The organism is Pseudonocardia lacus (genome assembly GCF_018531445.1).
Lineage (GTDB): Bacteria > Actinomycetota > Actinomycetes > Mycobacteriales > Pseudonocardiaceae > Pseudonocardia > Pseudonocardia lacus.
Genome location: NZ_JAHDTH010000121.1, coordinates 1 through 25,126 on the forward strand (window position 1 = coordinate 1; position 25,126 = coordinate 25,126).

Sequence of the window (25,126 nt, forward strand, 5' to 3'; positions counted from 1 at the left end):
CCGGGCCGCACCGCGCACGGCCGGCGCCACCTCCCCCGGCACGGCCAGCGCCGCGGCCAGCGCCCGCCGCGCCTCGCCCAGCCGCCCGCGCAGCAACCAGTACCAGGACAGCGCGCAGACCAGCCGCAGCGCTTGCTCGGCCGCACCGGCGCGGACGAAGGTGTCCAGCGCCACCCGCGTGTTGGCGGCCTCGGCATCCAATGTCGACAGGCATTCCCGCTGGTCGGGGCCGCGCAGCCGGGCCTCGGCCCGCTCGGCCACGGCCAGGTGGTGCTCGGCGTGCCGGCGCCGCACCGCGGCTTCCTCCCCCGCCTCCCGCAGCCGGTCGAGGCAGTACTCCGCGACCGACTCCAGCAGCCGGAACCGGGGCTCCCCGCCGCGCACCACCAGCGAGCGGTCCACCAGCGCGGCCAGCAGGTCCAGCACCTCGCCCGCGGCGACGCCGTCACCGGCGCAGACGGCCTCGGCACCGGCCAGTGAGCAGCCGCCGGCCGGCACCGCCAGCCGGCGCAGGACGGCCCGCTCCGGCCCGGAGAGCAGCCGCCAGCTCCAGTCGATCACCGCGGTGAGCGTGCGCTGGCGGGCGGGCGCGTCGCGCGGCCCGGTGCCGAGCAGGCCGAAGCGGGCCCGGGGCACCCGCAGCCGGGCGGCCAGCACGGGCACGCCCAGTGCGGGCACCCGAGCGGCGGCCAGTTCGATGGCCAGCGGGATGCCGTCCAGCCGACGGCAGACCTCCGCGGCCCCGACGACCGCCTCCGGTGTCGGGGCCAGCCCCGCCCTGGCCAGGAACAGCCGCACCGCGGGCGAGGCGGCCAGCCGGTCCGGGTCGTCGGTGTCGGGCACCGCCAGCGGCGACAGCTCCCAGCGGGCCTCGCCGCGCAGCCGCAACGGCTCCCGGGAGGTGGCCAGCACCCGCAGCTCGGGCGCCGCGGCCAGCAGCGCCCCGACCAGGCCGGCCACCGGCTCGACGACGTGCTCGCAGTTGTCCAGCACCAGCAGCGCCCGCCGCTGCCGCAGGGCCGCGGCCAACCGCTCGTCGGCCGGCCGCGCGTCGTCGGCGACGCCCAGCACCGACAGCACCGGCTCGGCCGCCTCGCCCGACCCGTCCCAGCCGGTGAGGTCGACCAGCCGGACGCCGTCGGGGTGGGCGTCGGTCAGCGTCCTGCCGACGGCGACCGCCACGCTGGTCTTGCCCACCCCGCCCGGTCCGGTGATCGTCACCAGCCGGCCGGCGGCCAGCAGCTCGCGCACCCGCTCGACGTCGGGCTCGCGGCCGACCAGCTCGGTCACCGGCGCCGGCAGGTTGGTGACGGCCCGCGCCGTCGTCCGCGGTGCGGCCTCCGCGGGGTCCGCGGCCAGCACCGCCCGGTGCAGCGCGGCCAGCTCCGGACCGGGGTCGATGCCGAGCTCGTCGGCGAGCCGCTGCCGCAGGTCGCGCAGGCTGTCCAGGGCCTCCGCCGACCGGCCCGCCCGGTGCAGCGCCCGCACGTGCGCGGCCCGCAGCCGCTCCCGGAACGGGTGCCGCGCGACGTGCTCCCCGAGCTCGCCGACCAGCTCGTGGTGCTCGCCCAGCTCCAGCCGGGCCTCCGCGTGCGCCTCCAGGGCGACCAGCCGCTGCTCCTCCCAGCGCGCCGTCGGCGCGACGGCGAACTCCTCGTCGGCGAAGTCGGCCAGCGCCGCACCCCGCCACAGCGCGAGCGCCTCGCCGAGCAGGCGCGCCCTGACCCGCGGCTGGTCGGCGGCGTGCGCGCGGCCCACCAGGTCGGCGAACCGGGCGGCGTCGACCGCGTCGGGCGCGGCGCGCAACGCGTAGCCGGGCGCCCGGGAGGCCACCAGGTCCCGTGCGCCCGGCTCGGCCCCGGCCAGCGCTCGGCGCAGCTGCGAGACCCGCACGTGCAGCGCCGCGGTCGGGTCGGCCGGCGCGCTCCCGCTCCACAGGTCGGCGACCAGCCGGTCCGCCGACACCGCCCGCCCCTCGTGCACCAGCAGGTCGGCGAGCAGCGCCCGTACCTTGCGGCCGGGGATCGGCACCGGCTCACCGCGGTCGGTCCACACCGCCAGCGGCCCCAGCACCCCGAATCGCACGATCGCAGGCTACGACCGCGCCGGCGCGGGGACGGGCACCCGCCCTACCGCCGGGCCGCGGACCCCGTGGCGAAGCGGGTGGTCCCGCGCGGCTTGTAGACCGCGAGCGCGGTCACGGCCAGCAGCACCACGAGGCCGCCGATCGCGTGCACGAGCATCGAGAGCCCGGCGGCCTCGGGCAGGGGTCCGCCAGGTGCGCCGGCCCGGACCGCCGCCGCACCGATGGGCTCGATCTGCATCAGCAGCACGACCGTCGCCGCGACGGTGAGGACCAGCTTGGCGATCACCCAGTAGTGGCGCACCAGGCCCCAGGTGCTGACCAGGCTGGACAGCACCCCGGTCAGCACGGCGGCCAACGCCAGCGGCACGATCACGAACCGGACCAGCAGATCGGCCGCCAGGTAGGCGCCGCGCGCCAGGTCGCCGCCCGTGGCGCCGACGGCGGCCGCGGCGAGCGGGACGAACGCGAGCACCGCGCCCGACCACCCCACCGAGCTGGTGACGTGGGTGAGCAGCACCAGCTTGCGCACGCCGCGTCGGGCGACCCTCACGCCGCGGCTCCGTCGACCAGCGCGGGAACCGACCGGCCCGACAGGCCCTGGTGCCGACCCGGGCCGTGCTCACCGCCGACGCCGAACAGCACCACCAGGACCACCAGCACGAGTACGGCGACCCCCACCGCGACCGAGACCTTCACCCAACGCGGAACGCCACCGCTCCCGCGCACGGACGACTCCTCCATGACCACCTCCGCTCGAGACCAGCTTTTCGATACAGAGTGTCGTGGTGAAGTCATTCCGTCTAGTTGCGGACAGGACGTATGCTCGCGGTGTGCCCAGGCTCTGGAGCGAGACGATCGACGAACACCGTCGGGCCGTGCGCGCCGCAGCGGTCGACGTCGTCGCCGAACTGGTGGCCGAGCGCGGCCTGACCGCGGTGACGATGTCGGCGATCGCCGAGCGGGTCGGCATCGGGCGGGCCACGCTCTACAAGCACTTCCCCGACGTCGAGACCGTCCTCTCGGCGTGGCACGAGCACCACGTCGAGGCGCATCTGCAGCGCCTGACGCAGGTGCGCGACCGCACCACCGACCCGCACCGCGCCCTCGTCGAGGTCCTCACCACCTACGCGCGCAGCGTCCGCCACCAGCGGGGCACCGACCTCGGCGCGGCGCTGCACGACACCGAGCACGTCCGGCAGGCGCGCCGGCGCCTGGTGGACTTCCTGCGCCAACTGCTCGACGAGGCCGGACGGCGCGGCGACGTGCGCCGGGACGTCCCGGTCGACGATCTCGCCGGCTACTGCCTGCACGCGCTGAACGCCGCGGGCGGGCTGCCGGACGACGACGGCGTGCACCGGCTGGTCGCCGTCGTGCTCGCCGGCCTCGCGCCTGGTCCCGAGTGAGATCGCGGTGCGTGAGCGGGTCAGAGTGCGAAGCCCCCGGCGACCTGGATGTCCTGCCCGGTGATCCAGGCGGCCTCGGCGGAGACCAGGAAGGCGATCACGTCGCCGATGTCCTCTGGCTCGCCGAGGCGACCGAGCGCGGTCCGCGCGGCGATGCCGTCGGCGATCTCGGGGAACCTGGCGAAGGCGTCGTCGCCGATGCGGGTGCGGGTCGGTCCGGGGGCGATGGTGTTGACGCGGATCCCGCGCGGGCTCAGCTCCTTGGCCAGGAACCGGCTGGCGACGACGAGCCCGGCCTTCATACCGGCGTACCCGGAGTAGCCGGCCTCGGTGTCGCCGGGGCGCACCGAGCTGCTGGACACGCTGAGGATCACCCCGCCGTCGGCGACGAGCGGCAGCAGGGTCTGGGTCAGGAAGTAGGGACCGCGCAGCAGCACGCGGTAGTACTGGTCGAACGCCTCCTCGGTCATCTCCTCGAACGCCCGCCCGCCCCCGGAGCCGGCGTTGTTGACCAGTGCGCCGATCGAGCCGGTGCCCCATTCCCGGTCGAGCACGTCGGCGAGGTCGGCGCGGAACGCGGGAAAGGTCGCGCTGTCGCCGACGTCGAGGCGCAGGGCGTGGGCCCGCCCGCCGATCCCGTCGATCGCGGCGACCGTCGCCTTGGCCTCCTCGGGGCGGGAGCGGTAGGTGACGACCACGCCGGACCCGCGGCGGGCGATCGCGACGGCCGCGGCGCGCCCGATGCCTGCGCTGGCGCCGGTCACGACGGCGACGGACGGTGCGCTGGACTGCTGGTTGCTCATGGCTCCCACACAACTCCGAGCGGCCCGCGAAGTGTTAGGGCGATCCGCGCCGGTCCTTGCACGATCCTGCTCGACCTGACGCGAACCGGCTACCCGGTGGTTCGGCTCACGCCCCTGGGGGCCGCGCGGCCGGCTGGAACAGCTCGACCAGGTTGCCGTCGGGGTCGGCGAGCAGGATCTGCCGCCCACCGGGGCCGCTGACCAGCTCGCTGCGGAACGGCAGCCCCGCCTCGCGCAACGGGCCGATGGCGGCGTCGAGGTCGTCGACGACGAGGTGGATGCGGTTGCGGCCGGCGGTGGCGGCGTCGGGCGGGGTGGCGCGGGCGCCGGAGCTCGTCGGCCCCGACAGCAGCAGCCGCAGCCGGCCGCGGACGACGTCGGCGAACGCCGGGGCGGCGTCGAGGCGCACCTGGAAGCCGAGGTGGGTGGTGTAGAAGTCGATCGAGGCCCGCACGTCCTCGACGATGTAGCGGACGCTGGCGAGCTCTTCGGTCCCGGTCATGGCGGATCCTCCTGGCGGTCGGCGGCGAGGACGGGCAGCAGGTGCCGGACGCGGGCGTCGACGTCGGTCGCGGTGCGCCGGAAGGCCGCGTACGCGACCTCGTCGGTGCCCTCGACCGCCGCCGGGTCGGGGATGCTCCAGTGCGCGCGCCGGGGGCGGTCGACGAACTCGGGGCAGGCTTCGCGGGCCCGGTCGCACAGGGTGATGATGTGATCGAACGCGCGTCCGGTGAGGGAGTCCAGGTGCCGCGGACGGCGGCCGGAGACGTCGATGCCCCACGACTCGCGCAGCACCCGGACGGTGTGCGGGTGCAGCGCCCGCCGGGGCCGGGTGCCGGCGCTGACGACGTCGACCCCGTCCCCCGCGCGGTGGCGCAGCAGCGCCTCGGCGATGGGTGAGCGGCTGCCGTTGCCGGTGCAGACGAACAGCACCGCGGGGACCCGGCCCGGACGCCGCGCCGGCCGGCCCGCGGCGCGGTCGGGGGCCGGGCCGAGGGCGGGGTGCAGCGCCGCGCCGCTGCTCGACAGCCCGTCCGCGCACCGGTCCAGGTCGAGGTGGTAGTAGCTGTCGCGGCCGTCGAAGCTGCTGCGGGTGGCGCGGACGAGGTGCGCGTCGCGCAGGAGCCGCAGGTGGTAGGACACCAGGTTCTGCGGCTGCTCGACGCGGGCGGCCAGCTCGCGGACGCGGTGGTCGCCCGTGGCGAGCGCGGCCAGCAGTTGCCAGCGCAGCGGGTGGGCGGCCAGCCGCACGAAGGCGGGCGGCACCGGTGCCATGACGGGACGCTAGCGCACCACCCTCCGATACATCAAGGCGTTTTGATGCATATCCCGGGCTTGATGCCATACCCCCCTATGGTATGTTGGCGGCGCCCGACAGGGAGGGACCCATGAACGGCTACACCCAGGACAAGGACGCCTACCTCGCCCGGATGCGCCGCATCGAGGGCCAGGTCCACGGCCTCGCCGCGATGATCGAGGACGACCGGTACTGCATCGACGTGCTCACCCAGGTCTCGGCCGCGACGAAGGCCCTGGAGGCCGTCGCGCTCGGCCTGCTCGACGAGCACCTGCGCCACTGCGTCGCCGACGCCGTCGCGGAGGGCGGCGACGTCGCCGATCAGAAGGTCGCCGAGGCCAGTGCGGCCATCGCGCGCCTGGTCAAGTCCTGACACCCCACGACCGCACCCGCCCCCGGCGCGTCCGGGAGCCAGCACCACCGGAGGAGACCCGATGAGCCAGAACACCTACACCGTCACCGGGATGACCTGCGAGCACTGCGTCGCCTCGGTCACCGAGGAGATCAGCGAGATCGACGGCGTCACCGGCGTGGTGGTGGACCTGCCCACCGGCGCCGTGACCGTGACCAGCGACCAGGCCCTCGACCAGGCGCGGGTGCGCGTCGCGGTCGAGGAGGCCGGCTACCGACTCGCGAGCTGACCACCCGGGCCGCCCGCCGGTCCCCGGCGGGCGGCCCGCTCAGACGGGACGTGACATGAACACCATCGCGAAGCTCTCCGCCTACGGTGCGGCGCTCGCCCTGATCGTCACCGGGGCGTACGCCGTCGGCACCGCTGTCGGTCCCCTGTCCACCGCCACCGCCGAGGCGTCCAGCGCCGACAGCGGCCACGGTGGAATGTCCGGCGAGGCGCCCGCGGGCGCCGGGGCCGCCGGGCACGGGGACTCCCACAGCGGCACCGTCGCGGAGACCGCGGAACTGCCCGCGGGGCTGGCGTCGAGCAGGGGCGGCTACACCCTGGCGCCCCCCGACCCGACGCTCGCCACGGGCACCACCGACACCTTCTCCTTCCGGATCACCGGGCCCGACGGCGCCCCGGTCACCGCCTTCGACGTCGCGCACGACAAGCGCATGCACCTGATCGTCGTGCGCCGCGACACCACCGGCTTCCAGCACGTGCACCCGGAGATGGCCGCCGACGGCACCTGGTCGGTGCCGCTGGCGGTGCCCGCCGCCGGGTCCTACCGCGCCTTCGCGGACTTCGCCCCGACCGGGGGTGAGCCCACCACGCTCGGCGTCGACCTCTCCGCGGCCGGCGACTACCAGCCCGTCGTGCCGGTCGAGAGCCGCACCGCGCAGATCGACGGCTACACCGTGGAGCTGGCCGGCGACCTCGTCCCCGGGCAGGCCTCACCGGTCGCGCTCACCGTCAGCCGGAACGGCGCGCCCGTGACCGATCTGCAGCCCTACCTCGGCGCCTACGGCCACCTCGTCGCGCTGCGCCAGGGCGACCTCGCCTACCTGCACGTCCACCCCGACGGCACGCCCGACGACGGGGTGACACCGGCCGGCCCGGCGGTCGAGTTCGTCGCCGAGGTCCCCAGCGCCGGCACCTACCGGCTGTTCCTGGACTTCCAGCACGACGGCGTGGTGCGCACCGCGGAGTTCACCGTCACCACCGCGGGCAGCGCTCCCCCGCCGGCTCCGGCCGCCCCGGCCGACAACACGGCCGACAGCACGGACGCCGGCCACGTCGACTCACCCGGCGCTCCGGCGCACGGGCACTGACCACGGGAGGAGGACGACATGAGCATCGACACCCGGTCCACCGACCCGACCGCCGTCACCGAGATCGACCTCGCCATCGGCGGGATGACCTGCGCCTCGTGCGCCAACCGCATCGAGCGCAAGCTGAACAAGCTCGACGGGGTCAGCGCCACCGTCAACTACGCCACCGAGAAGGCGCGCGTCGCCGCGCCCGCCGGGATCGACCCGGCGGTGCTGGTCGCGCAGGTCGAGGCGGCCGGCTACACCGCCCAGATACCCCACCCCCCTACTGTCGACACCGACACCGACACCGACAGCGACACCGACACCGCCGCCGAGGAGCCGGACCCGACGCGCCCGCTGCGCCAGCGGCTGCTGGCCAGCATCGCGCTCGCCGTGCCGGTGATCGCCATGGCCATGGCGCCCGCGCTGCAGTTCACCTACTGGCAGTGGATCTCACTCACCCTCGCCGCCCCGGTCGTCACCTGGGGCGCGTGGCCGTTCCACCGCGCCGCCTGGACCAACCTGCGCCACGGCGCGGCCACCATGGACACCCTGGTCTCGATGGGCGTGCTGGCGGCCTTCGCGTGGTCGCTGTGGGCGCTGCTGCTCGGCACCGCCGGCATCCCCGGCATGACCCACCCCTTCGAGCTGACCATCGCCCCCTCCGACGGCGCCGGCAACATCTACCTCGAGGTCGCCGCCGGGGTCACCACGTTCCTCCTGGCCGGGCGCTACTTCGAGGCGAGGTCCAAGCGCCGGGCGGGCGCCGCGCTGCGCGCGCTGCTCGAACTCGGCGCCAAGGACGTGGCCGTGCTGCGCGACGGCACCGAGGTCCGCGTCCCCATCGCCCGGCTGGGCGTCGGCGACCGGTTCGTCGTGCGGCCCGGGGAGAAGATCGCCACCGACGGCGTGGTCGAGGACGGCTCGTCCGCCGTCGACGCCTCCATGCTCACCGGCGAGTCCGTGCCCGTCGAGGTGGGCCCCGGCGACGCGGTCACCGGCGCGACCGTCAACGCGGGCGGGCGGCTCGTCGTGCGCGCCACCCGCGTCGGCGCGGACACCCAGCTCGCGCGGATGGCCACGCTGGTCGAGGACGCCCAGAGCGGCAAGGCGCAGGCGCAGCGCCTCGCCGACCGGATCTCCGGGGTGTTCGTGCCGATCGTGATCGCGCTCGCCGCGGGCACGCTCGCGTTCTGGCTCGGCACCGGAGCCGGCCCCGCCGCCGCGTTCACCGCCGCGGTGGCCGTGCTGATCATCGCCTGCCCGTGCGCGCTCGGGCTCGCCACACCCACCGCCCTGCTCGTGGGCACCGGCCGCGGCGCCCAGCTCGGCATCCTGATCAAGGGCCCGGAGGTGTTGGAGTCCACCCGCCGCGTCGACACCGTCGTGCTCGACAAGACCGGCACCGTCACCACCGGGCGGATGGCCCTCGTCGCCGTGCACACCGCAGGCGGTGTGGGCGCCGACGAGGCCCTGCGACTGGCCGGGGCGCTCGAGGACGCCTCCGAGCACCCCATCGCCGCGGCCATCGCCCGCGGTGCCCGCGAGCGGCTCGGCGACCTGCCGCCCGTGGAGGAGTTCAGCAACGTCGAGGGCCTGGGCGTGCAGGGCGTCGTCGACGGGCACGCCGTGCTCGCCGGCCGGCAGGCCCTGCTCGAGCAGTGGAGCCAGCCGCTGCCGCCCGACCTCGCCGCGGTCAAGGCCGACGAGGAGGCGAAGGGCCGCACCGCCGTCGCCGTGGCGTGGGACGGCGAGGCCCGCGCGGTGCTCGTGGTCGCCGACACCGTCAAGCCCACCTCCGCGCAGGCGATCGCCCAGCTCCGCGCGCTCGGCCTGACCCCCGTGCTGCTCACCGGCGACAACGCGGCGGTCGCCCGCACCGTCGCCGCGCAGGTCGGCATCGACCCCGGCCCCGACACCGTCATCGCCGAGGTACTGCCCGCCGACAAGGTGGAGGTGGTGGAGCGCTTGCAGGCGCAGGGCAAGGTCGTGGCCATGGTCGGTGACGGCGTCAACGACGCCGCCGCCCTCGCCCGGGCCGACCTCGGCCTGGCCATGGGCACCGGCACCGACGTCGCCATCGAGGCCGGCGACATCACCCTCGTCCGCGGCGACCTGCGCGCCGCCGCCGACGCCATCCGACTCTCCCGCCGCACGCTCGCCACGATCAAGGGCAACCTGTTCTGGGCGTTCGCCTACAACGTCGCAGCCCTGCCGCTGGCCGCGACCGGCCTGCTCAACCCGATGATCGCCGGCGCGGCGATGGCGGTCTCCTCGGTGTTCGTCGTCGCCAACAGCCTGCGGCTGCGGCGGTTCAGCTCCGGGAGCCGTCGATGACACCCACGACACCCACGACACCCACGACACCCCCGCAGCGCCCTCGGGCGTCCGCCCGGTTCCGGCGCTACCTGCCGTGGGAAGGGCCCGTCACCCGCGTCGACTTGGCCCTGATGGGCGCGATCCTCGGCGTCGTCGGGCTCGGGTTGGCGATCAGGCCGCTCACGCCGTTCCTGATCGCCCACCAGCCGGTGCTGCTGGCGTTCCTGACCGGCGACGCGGTGGCGATCGGGGCCGGCGCGGCGTTCGCCCGCATCGGCGAGGCCCCGCTGTGGCTCGTCGTCGTCGCGGGCGCCGTCGGGATGGTGAAGTTCGACTGGCTGGCCTGGTGGGCCGGCCGGCAGTGGGGGCCGGGCATCATCAGGATCTTCACCACCAGCGAGCGCGCCCAGCGGCACGCGGCACTGGCCACCGGGCGGAACCCGTGGATCGTCCGGCTCGCCGTCGTCATCGCCGTCCTGCCCGGCATCCCCACCGCGGTGGTGTACGCCGCGGCGGGCTGGGCGAGGATGCGGCTGGCGACCTTCCTGCTCCTCGACCTCGTCGGCGCGGCGCTGATGACCGGCACGGTCGCCGGCCTCGGCTACGGCCTCGGCCAGCGGGCCGTCGACGTCGTCCTGATGATCGACAGGTACGCGTCGGCGGTGACCCTGACCATGATCGCCGCGGCGCTGCTGGTGCCGCTGGTGAAGCGGTGGTTCCGGCGTGGGCCGCGCAACCGGCCGGTCTCCACGGCGACCCGGGACGAGGCGCCGTCCGACGAGCAGTAGCGGGCCGGTCGACCGGGTGCGGTGAGCGGTGGCCGCGCGGGTGGTGCGCGCCGCCGGTGATCCGCGAGGATGCACGGCGTGATCGAGCTCCCCCCGGGTTCCACCGTGGCGGGCCTGCGGATCGAGGGCGTGCTGGGCCGCGGCGGGATGGGGGTGGTCCACCGGGCCTTCGACCCGGAGCTCGACCGCCGCGTCGCGGTCAAGGTCATCGCCGGGGACCTGGCCGCCGACCCCGGCTTCCGCCGCCGCTTCCAGCGCGAGGCCCGCACGGCCGCCGCCGTGCACCACCCGCACGTCATCCCGATCCACCGGGCCGGCGAGGAGGACGGGCTGCTCTTCCTGGTGATGCACCACGTCGACGGGACCGACCTCGGGCAGCTGATCGCGCGGTCGGGGCCGATGTCCCCCGGGCTGGTCGCCACCCTGCTCACCCAGCTGGGTGGGGCGCTGGACGCGGCCCACCGCCACGACCTGGTGCACCGCGACGTCAAGCCGGGCAACGTGCTGGTCGGCGCCGGGGCCGACGGACCGCACGCCTACCTCACCGACTTCGGGCTCACCCGCCAGGCCGGCTCGGCAGACCGGGTCACGGCGACCGGCGTGCTGATGGGCTCGCTCGACTACATGGCCCCCGAGCTGTTCGACGGGCAGCCGGCCACCGTCGCCTCGGACGTCTACGCGCTGGGCTGCGTGGTGTTCCAGGCCCTGTCCGGGTCGGTCCCGTTCCCCCGCGACAGCCTGGGCGCGATCGTCGCCGCGCACCTGCGCGCGCCGGTGCCCGGGCTCGGCGGCGCGGTGGCCGATGCGGGGCTGCGCGCCGCGCTGGACGCCGTCGTCGCCGTGTCGCTGGCCAAGCGGCCGCAGGAGCGGTACCCGTCGGCCGGGGCGCTCGCCGCGGCACTGGCGTCAGCCGTCCGGTCGACCGCGGAGTCGTCCGGCCGGCCGGTGGACGCGGACCCGGTCGGGGCGCCGGCCGGCGCGGGCGCCATCCAGGAGCCGGCCCCACGCGAGAGGTCGACCGTCGTCACCCGGGCGCCGAGGACGGTCGGCGGTGTTGCGCCCCACGCCGACGTCGACCCGCCGCGGCTACGCCGGTGGCTCGTGTGGTCGGCCGCGGCGGCGGTGCTCGTCGTCGCCGCGCTCGGCACGGTCCTCGTCCTGGCCCCGTGGACCGGATCGGACCGGGAACGCGACCCGATCGCGGCCCCGGCGGCCATGCCACCGGCCTCCGAGTACCCGATCGTGCTGGCACCGCCGGTCGACTCCGGCTCCGTGATCGAGCTGAGCTGGACCGGCCCGGGCGAGCTCGACTACGAGATCGAGCTGGACCCGATCGGCCGCGAGCCCAGGACGATCCCGATCGGCCGGAAATGGGCCGCGACCGTGCTGATCGAGGAGACCGTCCCGCTCTGCATCCGGATCCACGGCTCGGACGGGCCGGAACAACAGGCCAGCAACGCGCAGTCGCTGCGCGGCGCGCCCTGCGACGGCTGACCGTCCACGGCCGAGCGAGAACCCGCGCGACGCCCCGCCCCGCCGAGACCGGGTGTCCGGCTTCGCCGAGCTCCGTAGCCGCTGAACAGGGACGGTGCTGGAACAGGGACGGTATGGTGGGAGCGCCCACCGGACGAGAGGCTGACGTGGATCGACTGGCCACGGTGATCGCCGACCGGCTGGAGAAGGAGATCATCGGCCTGGGCTGGCCGGCCGGGCAAGCCCTCGGCTCGGAGACCGAGCTGACCAACCGCTTCGGGGTCAGCCGCGCCACGTTCCGCGAGGCGGCGCGCCTGCTCGAGCACAAGCAGATCGCCCGCATGCGACGCGGTCCGAACGGCGGCCTGCTGGTGCACGCGCCGGCCGCGGCAGCGGTCGTGGACTCCATGGCGACGTTCTTCGAGTTCAGCGCGGTACCGCGGGAAGCGGTGCTCACCGCGCGGCGCCCGCTGCAGGTGCTGGCGGCCCGGCTCGCGGTCGAACGCACCCGCCTGGACCCCGACGGCGCCCGGGCGGAACTGACCCGGGCCCGGGGCGGCGACGGACCGCACCACGCGATCGCCCGGCTCAGCGGCAACCCGGCGCTGGCGATCTTCATCTCGGCGCTGCTGCAGGTCACGCCCCGGCCGGCGGCCGGGCGTCGACTGCCGCACACCGACGCGCTGGTGGCGGCGGTGCTGGACGGCGACCTCGACGAGGTGGAGCTGCGGGTGCTCGATGCCGTCGATGAGAGTGCCGAAGGCACCCCCGACGGCCCGGTCACGGTCAGCACCGACGGCGAGCTCAAGGTGCCCGAGCGCGCCGCTCGGATGATCAACGAGCGGATCCGCGCGGCGGCCAGCCCGTCCGGGACCGTGGTCGGGTCGGAGGCGTCGCTGATCGCGTCGCTGGAGATCAGCCGCGGCACCTTCCGCGAAGCGGTGCGGGTGCTGGAGTACTACGGGATCGCGGCGATGCGCCGCGGGGTCGGCGGGGGTCTGGTCGTGCGCGAACCCGACCCGAGCCGGGTCGTCGGCACGGTCGTGGCCTACCTCGACTTCCTGCGCATCGAGCCCGAACAGCTGCTGCAGGCCAGGGCCGCGGTCGAGCTCGCCACCGTCGAACTGGCCGCCGCGCGTCTCGACGAGCCGAACGCGGCCAGGCTCACCGCGGGGATGCGCGCCGAGTACGGCGTCCCGGGCGACCGGGTCTACACCGTCCAGCCCGAGCTGCACCGGCTCCTCGGCGAGCTGTCGGGCAACCTCCCGCTGCAGCTGTTCGTCGCGGTCCTCACCAGGCTCCAGACCACGCGGCTGGACTCCCACCCCACGCACGCCGAGGGCGAGGACGCCAGGGCGGCGCACGAGCGGCTGGTCGCCGCGGTCGCCGCCCGCGACCCGATGCGCGCCCGCCACGAGATGGCCCGCCATCTCGACGTCATGCGGTTCTTCCTCGACCGCGGCTGGACCCGCCGTCCCTGACGGTCACACGGCGGCGGCCTCGGTCGTCGCCTCGGGCACGGCCCGGCGGCGCGAGCGGGAGGTCACGCGCGGGTCCAGCAGGTCGCGCAGCCAGTCGCCGACGACGTTGATGGCCAGCAGGGTGAGCGCGATGGCCAGGCCGGGCACGATGATCTGCGGCGCCAGCCCGTCGAGGAACCGCGACGCCTCCCGCAGCATCCCGCCCCAGCTGGGCTGCGGCGGCGGGGTGCCCAGCCCGAGGAAGCTGAGCGAGGCCTCGACGAGCAGCGCGGCGCCGAGCATGTGCGCGGTCAGCACGATGACCGGCTGGATCGAGTTCGGCACGACGTGGCGGGCCACGATCCACCAGCCGGGCAACCCGAAGGTGCGGGCGGCGTCGACGTAGAGCCGGTCGCGCACGACCAGCACCTGGGCCCGCATCATCCGGGCGAACGACGGCATCAGCGCGATCCCGACGGCGACCATCGCGGTGAGCAGGCCGGTGCCGAGCACCGCGGTGATCGTGATCGCGAGCAGGATCGTCGGGAAGGCCAGCAGGGTGTCCAGCACCCGCATGACCACGGCGTCCACCCGGCGCCCGACGAACCCGGACACCAACCCGACCGGCACCCCGATCCCGACCGCGACCGCCACCGCCACGACGGCCGAGCCCAGCGACACCTGGGCTCCGTAGAGCAGTCGGCTGAACACGTCGCGACCCAGGTCGTCGGTGCCGAACAGGTGCGTCCCGGACATGCCCTGCAGGATCGCGTCGTAGTCCTGGTCGTTGTAGCCGTAGGGGGCCAGCGACCCGGCCAGCAGCGTCGCCACCCCCAGCACCACCAGGAAGCCCAGCGCCACCCGGCCACCCGCCCGACCCGCCCCGCGGCGGCGCCGCACCGGTACCTCGCGCATCGCGCTCGCTCCCATCAGACCCCCTGGATGCGGGGGTCGAGCCAGGTGTAGAGGACGTCGATCAGCAGGTTGACGATCACCACCAGGAACACCACCACCAGGATCACGCCCTGCACGACGGGGAAGTCGCGCTGCGTCGTCGCGCTGACCAGCGCCCCACCCAGCCCGGAGATGCCGAACACGGTCTCCACCACCACCGCGCCGCCGATCAGCCGGCTGATGTCCAGCCCGATGATCGTCACGACCGGGATGGAGGCGTTCTTCAGCGCGTGCTGCCAGACGATCGCCCGCGCGGGTACGCCCATCGCCCGCTGGGTGCGCACGAAGTCGGCGGACAGCACTTCGATCATCGCGCTGCGGGTCTGCCGGGCGATGGCGGCCATCGCCGTCAGCCCGATGGCCAGCGCCGGCAGCACCTGGTGGGCCAGCCCTTCCACCGGGTCGTCGAACACGCTGACGAAGCCGGTGGCCGGCAGCACCGCCCAGTCCAGCGCGAAGATCGACACCAGGATCAGCCCGAACCAGAAGTTCGGGATGGCCAGCCCGGCCGTGGAGACGGCCCGGATCACCCCGTCGGCGGCGGTGCGGGCGCGCATCGCCGCGGCGATCCCCAGCGGGATGCCGGCCGCGATCGCCACCACCAGCCCCGCCACCACCAGTTCCATCGTCCGCGGCAGCGTGCGGGCCACGATGTCGACCACCGGTTCCCGGGTGAACAACGACGTGCCCAGGTCGCCGTGCAGCACGCCCCACATGAACCGGCCGTACTGCTCGACGATCGGGTCGTCGAGCCCGAGCTCGCTGCGCACCAGGGCGATCTGCTCGGGCGTGGCCTGCTCGCCGGCCACCACCACCGCCGGGTCGCCCGGCACCAGGTAGGTGATCGCGAAGACCATGACCGAGGCGAACAGCAGGGTCAGCAGGACCGAGACCAGCTTGCGGCGCAACGCGGTGACCATGAGCGCCCCGACTACTTCGCGAGCCAGACGTTGTTGATGATCGGCTTGCCGTAGATGTTCTGCTCGTAGCCACCCACCTTGGTCGACATCGCCTGCACGGTGGGCCGGAAGACGACGTGGAAGTCCAGCGCGTTCTGCGTGGTCACCAGCTCCTGCAGCGCCGCGAAGGCGGCCTTGCGCTGGTCGATGTCGGACACCGCGACCGTCTCGGCCAGCACGCCCTGCAGCTCGGCGGGCTCGTCGAAGTCGACGACGTAGGGCGACGCGGACGGGTAGAGCGCGGCGTAGGTCTGGTACGGGTCGGGCCGGCCCGACCAGCCGATGCAGAACATGTCGAACTCGCCGCGCTCGCGGAACGCCGGCTGGGCCTCGGCGGCGTCGAGCACCGAGACGTTCAGCGTGATGCCGGCCTCGGCCAGCTGGGCCTGCATGGCCTCGACCATGCTGCGGTCGTCCTGGGAGGTGACCACCACGGTTTCGATGGTCAGCCCGTCGGGGTGGCCGGCCTCGGCGACCAGCTGCCGGGCCTTGGCCACGTCGCGGGTGTAGACGGGCACCACGTCGGAGGGGTAGGCCCAGTGCGACGACGGCACGGCCGCGTGCGCCGGCTCACCCAGGCCCTGGGTGATGACCTTGTTGATGGCCTCGCGGTCGATGCCGTAGTTGACCGCCTGGCGGACCCGGACGTCGGAGAACGGGCCCTTCTCGAACCGGAAGGTGCACCGGGCCACCGACAGCGACGGCCCGACGACGACGCGCGCGGCGTCCGAGCTGTCGACACGGGCCTTGTCGGCCACGTCGAGCTGCATGATGAAGTCCTGCTGGCCGGACACCAACGCGTTGGTGGCGGTGCGGCTGTCGTCCAGCAAGGTGATCGTGATGCCGTCCAGGTGCGGGCCCGGCCGCCAGTAGGCCGGGTAGCGCTCGTACTCGAGCGACTCGCCCGGCACCCGGCTGACGAACCGGAACGGCCCGGTACCGACGGGGTTGTCGTCGAGGTTGGTCCCGTTCCGCACCGCGGTCGGGGAGACCATCATCCCGGCGCGGTCGCTGAACACCAGCGGCAGCGCGGTGTCGGGCCGGTTCAGGTCGAGCTGCACCGTGGACGCGTCCAGCACCTGCACCGAGTCGATGCTCTTGAGGTCGGCCTTGACCGAGGACTTCTCCTCGTTCTTCGCCCGCTCGATGTTGAACTTGACCGCCTCGGCGTCGAACGGGGTCCCGTCGTGGAAGGTCACGCCCTGGTTGAGGGTGAACACCAGGGTGTTCGGGGTCGTGTACTCCCACTTCGACGCCAGCCCGGGCACCGCCGTCAGGTCCTTCGGGTTGAACTCGACCAGCCGGTCGTAGAGCGGGTAGAGCACGTAGTGGTCGGTTCCCAGGGTGCCGAGGTGCGGGTCGAGCCGCGGGTCGCCCTCGGTGACCGCGCGCAGGATGCCGCCGTCGACCGGCGGTCCGGCCGCGGCGTCGGGAGCAGCGCCGCCGCCGTCACGGGTGCCGCAGGCGGCGAGACCGGCCAGCAGGAGCAGACACGCGAGCGCGGTGACGAGCCTGCGGAGTGGGGGGTGGGACATCGGTGTCCTGCCATTCGACGTAGTCCGGGGGATGGGGTGGTTCACAGCTGCTCCGCGAAGTGGCAGGCGACGGTCCGTCCGGGTTCGAGCTCCCGGACGGCGGGGATCTCCTGCGCGCAGCGGTCGCGGGCGAAGGGGCAGCGGGTGCGGAAGCGGCACCCCGACGGCGGGGCGGCCGGGCTGGGGATGTCGCCGCGCAGCACCTCGCGCCGCTCGGTGCGCAGGTAGCTGGGCAGCGCTCGGGGCTGGGCGGCCAGCAGGGCCCGGGTGTAGGGGTGTGCCGGCCGGTCCACGACCGCCCCGACCGGTCCGGACTCCATGACCATGCCCAGGTAGAGCACGCTCACCCGGTGCGACAGGTGCGCGACGACGCTGATGTCGTGGGAGATGAACAGGTAGGACAGCCCGCGCTCGTCCTGCAGATCGACCAGCAGGTTGAGGATCTCGGCCTGGATGGACACGTCGAGCGCGGACACGCTCTCGTCGCAGACGATCAGGTCGGGGTCGCTGGCCAGCGCCCTGGCGATGTTGACCCGCTGCTTCTGGCCGCCGGACAGCTCGTGCGGGCGGCGGTGCCGGTGCGCGTCGCCGAGCCCGACCCGCTCCAGCAGCTCGGCCGCCCGACCCAGCCGCTCCGGTCGCCGCACGCCGGTCATCAGCAGCGGCTCGGCCACGCTCTGCTCGACGGTCATCCGCGGATCGAGCGCCTCGTGCGGGTCCTGGAAGACGACCTGCATCCGGCGGCGGAGCTCGCGCCGGCGCCGGCCGGGCCCGGTCCACGGGTCCTCGCCCTCGAAGCGGACCGCGCCCGCCTTCGGACGCAGCAGGCCGAGCACGGCCCGGCCGATGGTCGACTTGCCCGAGCCCGACTCGCCGATCAGCCCGAGGGTCTCGGCGCGGTCGATGGTGAGCGACACCCCGTCGACCGCCCGGACGGGCTGTTGGCGGCGCCTGCCCTCGAAGTGCACGACGAGGTCGTCGACCTCGAGCAGGGGCGGCGACTGCTTCGGCGCCGTACCGGCCTTCGCGGTGCTCACGGTGGTCACGGGCCGCTCCCCTGCACCGCGGGCGCGTTCTCCGCGTCCGCCTCCGCTCCGTCGTGGACCAGGCCGGGCAGGTCGAGCTCGTCGGCCCGCCGGCACCGGACGTCGTGCTCGGGCCCCTCGCCCCCGACCGCGGCGAGTGCGATCGGCTGGGCGCACCCGGGCACGGCGAAGTCGCAGCGCGGGCGGAACCGGCACCCGGTCGGTAGCTGGTCGGGCTGCGGCACCCGGCCGCGGATGGCGTGCAGCCGCTGGCGACGGGTGCCCAGCCGGGGTACCGCCCACATCAGCCCGGACGTGTAGGGGTGCCCGGGCCGCTCCAGCAGCGCGTCGGTGGTCGTGGCCTCCACGACCTGCCCCGCGTAGAGCACGACCACCCGCCGGCACAGCTCGGCGACCACCCCGATGTCGTGCGAGATGAGCATGATCGATGTGCCGCGCTCGCGGCCGAGCGTCTCCAGCAGGTCGAGCAGCTGGGCCTGGATGGTGATGTCGACGGCCGTGGTCGGCTCGTCGGCGATCAGCAGCTCGGGCTCGCCGATCAGCGCCATGGCGATCATCGCCCGCTGCCGCATGCCGCCGGAGAGCTGGTGGGGGTACTCCCCGCAGCGCCGGGCCGGGTCCGGGATGCCGACGGCGTCCAGCATCTCGATCGTCTTCTCGCGGGCCTCGCGCCGGGAGACCCTGCGGTGGCTGCGCAGCACCTGGCTGATCTGCTGGCCGATGGTGAACACCGGGTCCAGCGCGGTCATCGGCTCCTGGAATATCATGCTGATCCCGGTGCCGCGCAGCCGGGCCAGCTCGGCCCGCGACATCGCCAGCAGGTCGGTGCCGCGGAAGCGGATCTCGCCGGTGACCCGGGCCCGCGGCGGCAGCAGCCCCAGCACGGCCAGCGCGGTCATCGACTTGCCGCTGCCGCTCTCCCCGATCATCCCGACGGTCGTGGAGCGCTCGACGGTGAAGCTGACGTCGTCGAGGATCTGCACCTCGCCGTCGGGGGTGTCCAGGTACAGGCTCAGGTTGCGGACGTCCAGCAGGGTCTCGGACGGTGTCGACGATTCGCTCGCGAGCTCGCTCATCGGCGCCCCGGTTCGGTCGCGGTCACCCGGTCGGCGGCCAGCCGGGCCAACGCCTCGCGGTCCAGGCCCAGGTACTCCGACAGCACCTCGGACGTGTGCTGGCCGAAGGTCGGCGACGGGCGGGCCGGCCGGGACCGCCGCCCGGCGAAGCGGACGGGAAGACCCGGGTAGTCGTGCGTGCCGGCCCGGGGGTGGTGCAGCCGGGCGAACCAGTCCCGCTCCCGCAGGTGCGGGTCGGTGTGCAGGTCACGGCCGTTCTGCACGGGCGCGGCCGGTACCCCGGCCCGCTGCAGTCGCTCGGCCAGTGCGTGCTTGTCGGCGTCGCGCACGGCCTCGGCCAGCCCCGCCTCGACCCGGTCCCGCGCCGCGACCCGGCCGGCGAGCGCCGCGAGCTCCGGATCGGCGGCGAGCTCGTCGAGGCCGAGCTCGGCGCACAGCGCCTGCCACTGCTCGTCGGAGGTGGCCGCGACCGCGACCCACTCGTCGTCGCCCGCGGTGCGGAACGCCCCGTGCGGGCAGGCGTCGGCCCGGGCGTTGCCGCGTAGGACGGGGTCGACGCCGGTCTCGACGGCCTCCAGCACGATCTCGCCGATCCAGTGCATGGCGGCCTCCTGCTGGGCGACCTCCACGTACTGCCCGGGGCCGCCGCGGCGGCGGTGCAGCAGCGCGGTGAGCAGGGCGGCGGCGCCGTGCAGCGCCCCGATCGGGTCGAGGTAGGCCGTGCCGCTGCCGACCGGACCCTCGTCCGGGTAGCCGATGAGGCCGGCGATGCCGGCCATGGCCTCCATCGTCGGGCCCAGCCCGCGTTGGCCCGAGCGCGGGCCGGTGTTGCCGGCCGCCGGCATCTCGACCATCACCAACCGCGGGTTGAGCGCGCTCGCCGCCGACCAGCCCAGGCCGAGGCGGTCCAGCACGCCCGGGCTGAAGTTCGCGATCACGGCGTCCACCCGCGGCAGCAGCGCGCGGACCAGGTCGACGCCCTCCGGGCGGCGCAGGTCGAGCACGACCGAGCGCTTGTCGTGGTTCTGCGAGTTGAACCAGCAGTTGCGGTCGTAGGGCCGCTCACCCGGTTCGAGGTCGGGGTAGTAGCCGGTGGCGCTCGGGCGCTCCCGCCACTCCCCGCGCCAACCGTCCGGCCGGTCCGGGCCCTCGATCTTGACGACGTCGGCGCCGAGCGAGGCGAGGATGCGGGTGGCCATCGGCCCGGCCCAGGCGCTGGTGAAGTCCAGCACCGCGACGCCGACCAGGGGCGGCCCGGTGGACGCTGCCGGCCGGGCGACCGGCCGATCCGGCCACTCCGGCTCGCCGTCGTGCTCGCCGAAGGCGGGCGCCGGTCGGTCGCGGTCGGCGGGGGTGGCCGACATCCGGAAGACCGGCCCGAGCGCGAGCCGCGGGCCGTCCGGGGACGGTTCCCGGCGCCAGAACTCCCGCACCAGCAGGTGCTCGTCCCGGCGCAGGTCGCTGGGCGCCAGCATCGGCGCGAGGACCAGCCGGTGCTCGGCCGCGACCCGCAGCACCTGCTCCAGATCGACCGAGGGAGCCCGTCCGGCGAGCAGGTCCGCGGCCTCGCGCCAGTTGCGCACCAGGTCGGGCCATTGCCGGAAACGCGGGTCGTCCGCCAGGTCGGGTGCCCCCAGCATCGCGCAGTAGACCGGCCACTGGCCGCGCTGGACGAAGTAGCTGATCCAGCCGCCCCGGCAGCGCGCCCGGCTCTTGGTCCGCACCCGCTCCCCACGCCACGGGAAGGTGCCGTTGTAGGCCCACTGCGTGGAGAAGTTCTGCTCCATCGCCGCCGCGGCCTCGTGGACCGTCACCTCGACGGGGCCGGGCAGCGTCCCGTCCACCTCCCGGCGGTGCAGCGCGGCGAGGACGCCGATGTAGAGCCACAGGCCGGCGGAGTAGGAGGTGCGCTCACCGACGCCGTACAGCGGCTCGCGGTGGGCCAGCCCGTTCATGTACATGCTGCCCGACAGCGCCTGGTGGACGAGCTCGGTGCCCAGCCAGCTCCGGTAGGGGCCGGTGGCCCCGAAGTCGGTGACCACCGCGACGAGCGTGCCGGGGCAGGCGGCGCCGATCCGGTCGGCGAGCGCCGAATCGCCCAGGACGACGACGTCCGCCCCGGCGCACAGCGCGACGAGGTCCGCCCACCCCGCGTCCTCGTGCACGTCGAGCGCGCGTGCCCGCTTGCCCGCGTTGAGGTGCCGGAACAGCGCTCCGCCCGCGGCCCGCAGCGCCGAACCGGCGGGGGGCTCCACCAGCACGACCTCCGCCCCGTGATCGGCCATCAGCCGGGTGGCGAACTGCCCGGCGATGCGCTCGGACAGGTCGACGACGGCCAGCCCGGACAGCGCCCCGGTCTCGGTCACGCCGAGGTCCGGGCGGGACGGCCGAGGCTGAAGATGGATTCGGTGTCGATGTGCATGACCGGCCGCTCGGCGTCGTCCACCACGAGCAGGTCGAGCCGGCTGTAGTGGCTCCCCTTGTGCTCGCGGACCCCGACCAGCCGGCCGCGGGCCACCAACGGCGTGCCGATCGGTCGCAGGCCGAACAGCCGGGTGTGCAGCCGGACGTGGATGCGGGGGCCGGGGAACCGGTACTGCAGCGTGAGGATGCGCGCGGACACCGTGCTGATCAGCGACGGGGGCACCGACCCGGCGTACGCGCCGGGCTGGCCGACGGATTCCTGGTACTCGCGGACCGCCTCGGCGGAGGTCTCGAGCCGGTACTCGGCCAGCGGCCCCAGGCTGCCGAGCACGTCCGGCTCCGCGGGCAGCAACTCATCGGGCACGACCCCGACCGGGTAGTCGGCCGGATCGGGCGCGGCGGCGGTGTCCCGCCGCGCGCTGCCCACGGCGCACCGCTCGCCCTCCGCGTTTACCACGGTCACCTCCACCGACCCGCCGTCGGGCGGAGCGGTGGGGCCGACCCGCAGCACCTCGCCGTCGTACACCGGGCGGCGGAAGCGCAGGGCCAGCTCCCCGGCGTCGAGCCAGCCCGCACCCCACTCGTCCGCGACGGCGCGCATGGCGTAGCCGAACAGCGTCACGCCGGGGACGATCCCGCCGCGGAACCCGTACTCGCGCGCCTGCTCCGTGTGGATCGCGTTCGCCGACTCCGCAGCGGTGTTGCGAGCGACGACGGGCTCTCCGAAAGCCATCAGGCCCCTCTTCATTGAGTAGTATCATCTTCCGCACTGATGGCGCGCTCAGTACCCACTCTCGTCACGAGCTGCCGCAGACAGCGGCGTGTCCGCGAAGAACATGCAGGAGGGTGCGGGTAGTTGCGTCTGGGCGGCACCGATTGAGGTGGGAGACTAGGAACCGGCACCTGCGAGTGTCAAGTACTCATACCACTGATTAGGCCAGCGTCACCGGACGTGCGTCATCGCCTACCAAGCGGATCCGGTCACCCGCGCGGTACCCGACGGCCGGGACGAACGCCCCGACCACGACGGCGATCGCGGCGCTGCCGGCGGCCACCCAGAAGCACAGGTGCACGGCGGCCGGGGAGAGGAACGAGGCTCCGTCGACCCACACCGGCAGGCTGACCGCGATCAAGGCGACGAGCGCGCTGCACACGGAGGTGCCGAGGGAGCGGACCAGCGAGTTGATGCCGTTCGCCGACGCGGTCTCGGTGACCGGCACGGCCGCCATGATGAGGGTCGGCATGGCCGCGAAGGCGAGCGCGGTGCCGACCCCGACCGCGGTCGCGCCGATGACGATCGCGGTCAGGTTCCCGTCGAGGAACACCCGGGACACGAACGCGACGGCCATCACCGAGCAGCCCAGCAGCAGCACCGGCCGGCCCCCGAAGCGGGTGAGCAGCGCTCCCGACAGCGGCGACAGCGCGACCATGGCGAGTCCGGACGGCAGCATGACCAGGCCGGCCCCGACGACCGAGAGCCCGAACCCGTACCCGGTCGCCTCGGGGGCCTGCACCTGCTGCACGGTCACCAGCATGTTCGCGAACATGGCGAAGGTCGCGAAGACCGATGCGATGTTGGTCAGCAGCACCGGGCGCTGCACCGCCGTGCGGAGGTCCACCATCGGCCGCGCCACCCGCAGCTGCAGCGGCACCCAGACGAGCAGCCCCGCGGCGGCGACGCCGAGCAGGCCGACGACCAGCCCGCTGCCCCACCCCCACCGGGTCCCCTTCGACAGGACCAGCAGCGCGGCGGTGAGGATGACCGAGAGCAGCAGCGCGCCGACGACGTCGAACCGGCCGGGTGCGCGCAGCGGCGACTCGGGGACCGCGATCAGCACCGCCGCGACCAGCACCACCCCGGTGACCGCGGAGAACCAGAACAGCGACTCCCAGCCGAACCGGCCGTAGAGCAGCCCGGAGAGCGGCATGCCCAGCGCGGAGCCCGTGCCCAGCGTGGCGCTCATCAGCGCCACCGCCGCGCCGACGCGCTGGGGCGGCAGGGCGTCGCGCAGCAGGCTGATGCCTACGGGGATCAGCGCGGCCGCGAAACCCTGCATCGCCCGGCCGAGGAGCACCGCGACGAAGCCGCCGCCGACCGCGGCGACGACCGACCCCATCGTCAGCACGGCCAGCGACAGGCACAGCATCCGCCGCTTGCCGTACATGTCGGCCATGCGGGCCAGCACGGGGGTGGCGATCGCGCTGGTCAGCAGCGTCGCGGTCACGATCCACGAGGCGTCGTCGACGGAGACCGACAGCAGCCGCGGCATCTCCGGCACGACCGGGATGACGAGCGTGAACTGCAGGGAGGTGGCCATGCCGCACAGCGCCAGCACGGCGATCGCGATCCGCGGCCGGGCCGGACGGTCTTCGGTTGCCATTGCCAACTTTCTGCGCAGGGATCCGGGCAGAGGGGTGAGTGCGGGGGGCCTGCTACAACTCCAACGAGTTGTCCCGGGACCGCCGCAGGCACAGCGCGAGCATCAGGCGGGCCCTCCGGTAGGGCGCATCGGTCTGGAAGCCCAGGACGCGTTCGGCCTTGCGGACCCAGTAGGACACCGAGTTGTGGTGCATGAACAGCTGCGCCGCGGCCTTGCGCAGCGACTCGGTCGCGGCGTAGGCCTCCAGGACCCGCAGGATGTCGGTGCCGTGCTCGGTGACGAGCTGGTCGAGCGCCTTGATGTCGTCGATGCCCGACACGTAGTCCGGGAGCAGCGTGGTGAGGACCTCGAAGCAGCCGACGTTCTCGGCGTTGGCGAACACGGCGTCGATGGGGGTGTAGGGGCCCTTGTCCCGCGGCGAGGCCAGCGCGAACCGCAGGGCCATCCGGGCGCTGAGGTAGGCGTCGCGGATGTGCTGGGCCTCGAACGTCCGGCTCTGCGCGACGCGCAGGCCCGTCGGCACGTCGTCGAACCGCACCGGCGCCCCGTTGTCGATCGCCACCAGCACGACGTGGCGCCGGTCGAACCCGGCGTGCGCGACGACCCGGTTCATCGCCACCAGGTGCGGGACGAACCGGGCGAAGTCCGCCTCCGCGCCGATCACCACCACCACCCGGATCGGCTCGGAGGCGCGCAGGTTGAGCCTGCGCAGGGCCACCGAGGCCGACGCCCCGGTGACGGCGCCCTCGACGAGGGTCTCCAGCGGCGAGATCTGGGCCGCCGAGCCCGGGCCGACGTCGAAGTTCCGCGACACCGCGCGAGCGGCGACGACGAAGCGCCGCAGCGCGAACTCGTCGCCCTCCCGCGGGCCGTCGGGACGGGCGAGCCAGGCCTCTCCCCCGTCGACGACGGCCGCCCGGAGCGCGGCGGCCGGCGTCAGGCAGCTCAGGTCGCTGCCGTCCGGGTCCTTGGCGACGCCGGTCCCGTCGGTCAGCCGGATCCCGACCGCGCAGTCCAGGTACGCGGCCGAGCGTGTGACCAGCGCGTTCAACCGGGTCCCCTCGACGATCATCTGGTCGAAGAAGGCCAGCACATCCTGCTGGTGACCGCCGGTGAGCGTCATGGATCCGGTCCCTCTCGCCGTTGAAAGGGGGAACAGCGTGCCCGGGGGCACTACGGTTCGCCCGCCGGCCCATTGTCACCGAGGCCGGCGGAGATGAGGTCCATGACGGAGGAGTCGGCCAGCGTGGTCACGTCACCGACCTCGCGGTTCTCCGCGACATCACGCAACAACCGGCGCATGATCTTCCCGGACCGGGTCTTGGGCAACTCCTCGACCACCATGATCTGGCGCGGCTTGGCGATCGGACCGATCTCCTGCGACACGTGATCACGCAACGCCTTGATCGCCT

At 74.3% G+C, this 25,126-nt stretch carries 24 protein-coding genes; 8 read left to right on the top strand and 16 right to left on the bottom strand.

Going from position 1 to position 25,126, the window contains the following annotated elements; genetic code table 11:
- The 3 genes from KIK08_RS23700 to KIK08_RS23710 form a co-directional block, all read right to left on the bottom strand.
- On the bottom strand, window positions 1–2,085 hold a 2,085-nt coding region (locus tag KIK08_RS23700; protein ID WP_214405445.1), incomplete at its 3' end, for an AfsR/SARP family transcriptional regulator.
- Window positions 2,086–2,129: 44 nt separating this feature from the next.
- A complete protein-coding gene (locus tag KIK08_RS23705) occupies window positions 2,130–2,636 on the bottom strand; it encodes a DUF2269 domain-containing protein (RefSeq protein WP_214405446.1) in 507 nt (168 codons plus the stop codon).
- Window positions 2,633–2,827 (bottom strand): hypothetical protein, encoded by a 195-nt coding sequence (locus KIK08_RS23710; protein ID WP_214405447.1) that lies wholly within the window; start codon window positions 2,825–2,827, stop codon window positions 2,633–2,635. The genes KIK08_RS23705 and KIK08_RS23710 overlap by 4 nt, the downstream gene beginning before the upstream one ends.
- Before the next feature lie 134 nt (window positions 2,828–2,961).
- On the opposite strand from KIK08_RS23710, the gene KIK08_RS23715 reads away from it, so the two are divergent.
- Window positions 2,962–3,489, top strand: a complete 528-nt coding sequence (locus KIK08_RS23715) for a TetR/AcrR family transcriptional regulator (protein ID WP_308257832.1) — start codon at window positions 2,962–2,964, stop codon at window positions 3,487–3,489.
- A gap of 20 nt (window positions 3,490–3,509) precedes the next feature.
- On the opposite strand, the gene KIK08_RS23720 is transcribed toward KIK08_RS23715, so the two are convergent.
- From KIK08_RS23720 to KIK08_RS41370, 3 genes are all read right to left on the bottom strand, one after another.
- Entirely contained in the window at window positions 3,510–4,292 is a 783-nt protein-coding gene (locus tag KIK08_RS23720) for an SDR family NAD(P)-dependent oxidoreductase (RefSeq protein ID WP_214405449.1), read from the bottom strand.
- Window positions 4,293–4,398: 106 nt separating this feature from the next.
- Entirely contained in the window at window positions 4,399–4,794 is a 396-nt protein-coding gene (locus tag KIK08_RS23725) for a VOC family protein (protein ID WP_214405450.1), read from the bottom strand.
- Complete coding sequence (locus tag KIK08_RS41370) at window positions 4,791–5,567, bottom strand: arsenate reductase/protein-tyrosine-phosphatase family protein (protein WP_214405451.1); 777 nt, start codon at window positions 5,565–5,567, stop codon at window positions 4,791–4,793. Before KIK08_RS41370 ends, KIK08_RS23725 begins: the two co-directional genes overlap by 4 nt.
- Before the next feature lie 113 nt (window positions 5,568–5,680).
- Here KIK08_RS41370 and KIK08_RS23735 point away from each other — a divergent pair, with 113 nt between their 5' ends.
- From KIK08_RS23735 to KIK08_RS23765, 7 genes are all read left to right on the top strand, one after another.
- Window positions 5,681–5,962, top strand: a complete 282-nt coding sequence (locus KIK08_RS23735; RefSeq protein WP_214405452.1) for a metal-sensitive transcriptional regulator — start codon at window positions 5,681–5,683, stop codon at window positions 5,960–5,962.
- Between the two features lie 61 nt (window positions 5,963–6,023).
- The gene (locus KIK08_RS23740) at window positions 6,024–6,230 is read left to right on the top strand and encodes a heavy-metal-associated domain-containing protein (RefSeq protein ID WP_214405453.1); all 207 of its coding nucleotides are present in this window, start codon (window positions 6,024–6,026) and stop codon (window positions 6,228–6,230) included.
- A gap of 55 nt (window positions 6,231–6,285) precedes the next feature.
- Entirely contained in the window at window positions 6,286–7,317 is a 1,032-nt protein-coding gene (locus tag KIK08_RS23745) for a DUF8832 domain-containing protein (protein WP_214405454.1), read from the top strand.
- 18 nt (window positions 7,318–7,335) lie between these two features.
- Window positions 7,336–9,636: a heavy metal translocating P-type ATPase gene (locus KIK08_RS23750; protein ID WP_214405455.1), complete on the top strand. Its 2,301-nt coding sequence runs from the start codon at window positions 7,336–7,338 to the stop codon at window positions 9,634–9,636.
- Window positions 9,633–10,406, top strand: coding sequence for a DedA family protein (locus KIK08_RS23755; protein ID WP_214405456.1), 774 nt, complete (start codon window positions 9,633–9,635; stop codon window positions 10,404–10,406). The genes KIK08_RS23750 and KIK08_RS23755 overlap by 4 nt, the downstream gene beginning before the upstream one ends.
- Before the next feature lie 78 nt (window positions 10,407–10,484).
- On the top strand, window positions 10,485–11,900 hold the full coding sequence (locus tag KIK08_RS23760; protein ID WP_214405457.1) for a serine/threonine-protein kinase: 1,416 nt from the start codon (window positions 10,485–10,487) through the stop codon (window positions 11,898–11,900).
- 146 nt (window positions 11,901–12,046) lie between these two features.
- Complete coding sequence (locus tag KIK08_RS23765) at window positions 12,047–13,360, top strand: FadR/GntR family transcriptional regulator (protein ID WP_214405458.1); 1,314 nt, start codon at window positions 12,047–12,049, stop codon at window positions 13,358–13,360.
- Window positions 13,361–13,363: 3 nt separating this feature from the next.
- On the opposite strand, the gene KIK08_RS23770 is transcribed toward KIK08_RS23765, so the two are convergent.
- The 10 genes from KIK08_RS23770 to KIK08_RS23815 all read right to left on the bottom strand — a co-directional run.
- Window positions 13,364–14,254, bottom strand: a complete 891-nt coding sequence (locus KIK08_RS23770) for an ABC transporter permease (protein WP_214405459.1) — start codon at window positions 14,252–14,254, stop codon at window positions 13,364–13,366.
- A 14-nt stretch (window positions 14,255–14,268) separates the two neighbouring features.
- Window positions 14,269–15,213, bottom strand: coding sequence for an ABC transporter permease (locus tag KIK08_RS23775; RefSeq protein WP_214405460.1), 945 nt, complete (start codon window positions 15,211–15,213; stop codon window positions 14,269–14,271).
- Window positions 15,214–15,224: 11 nt separating this feature from the next.
- Window positions 15,225–16,787, bottom strand: a complete 1,563-nt coding sequence (locus KIK08_RS23780) for an ABC transporter substrate-binding protein (RefSeq protein WP_214405461.1) — start codon at window positions 16,785–16,787, stop codon at window positions 15,225–15,227.
- 41 nt (window positions 16,788–16,828) lie between these two features.
- The gene (locus KIK08_RS23785) at window positions 16,829–17,833 is read right to left on the bottom strand and encodes an ABC transporter ATP-binding protein (protein WP_214405462.1); all 1,005 of its coding nucleotides are present in this window, start codon (window positions 17,831–17,833) and stop codon (window positions 16,829–16,831) included.
- On the bottom strand, window positions 17,830–18,909 hold the full coding sequence (locus KIK08_RS23790; protein ID WP_214405463.1) for an ABC transporter ATP-binding protein: 1,080 nt from the start codon (window positions 18,907–18,909) through the stop codon (window positions 17,830–17,832). The genes KIK08_RS23785 and KIK08_RS23790 overlap by 4 nt, the downstream gene beginning before the upstream one ends.
- Entirely contained in the window at window positions 18,906–21,275 is a 2,370-nt protein-coding gene (locus KIK08_RS23795) for a CaiB/BaiF CoA-transferase family protein (protein WP_214405464.1), read from the bottom strand. Before KIK08_RS23795 ends, KIK08_RS23790 begins: the two co-directional genes overlap by 4 nt.
- Window positions 21,272–22,066 (bottom strand): MaoC family dehydratase, encoded by a 795-nt coding sequence (locus tag KIK08_RS23800; RefSeq protein WP_214405465.1) that lies wholly within the window; start codon window positions 22,064–22,066, stop codon window positions 21,272–21,274. Before KIK08_RS23800 ends, KIK08_RS23795 begins: the two co-directional genes overlap by 4 nt.
- 199 nt (window positions 22,067–22,265) lie before the next feature.
- Entirely contained in the window at window positions 22,266–23,714 is a 1,449-nt protein-coding gene (locus KIK08_RS23805; RefSeq protein WP_214405466.1) for an MFS transporter, read from the bottom strand.
- 52 nt (window positions 23,715–23,766) lie between these two features.
- Window positions 23,767–24,837 carry a helix-turn-helix domain-containing protein gene (locus KIK08_RS23810; protein ID WP_214405467.1) on the bottom strand — a complete coding sequence of 357 codons (1,071 nt, stop codon included), beginning with the start codon at window positions 24,835–24,837 and terminating at the stop codon, window positions 23,767–23,769.
- A gap of 50 nt (window positions 24,838–24,887) precedes the next feature.
- A partial coding sequence (locus KIK08_RS23815) for an AMP-binding enzyme (RefSeq protein ID WP_408004714.1) occupies window positions 24,888–25,126 on the bottom strand: 239 nt, incomplete at its 5' end.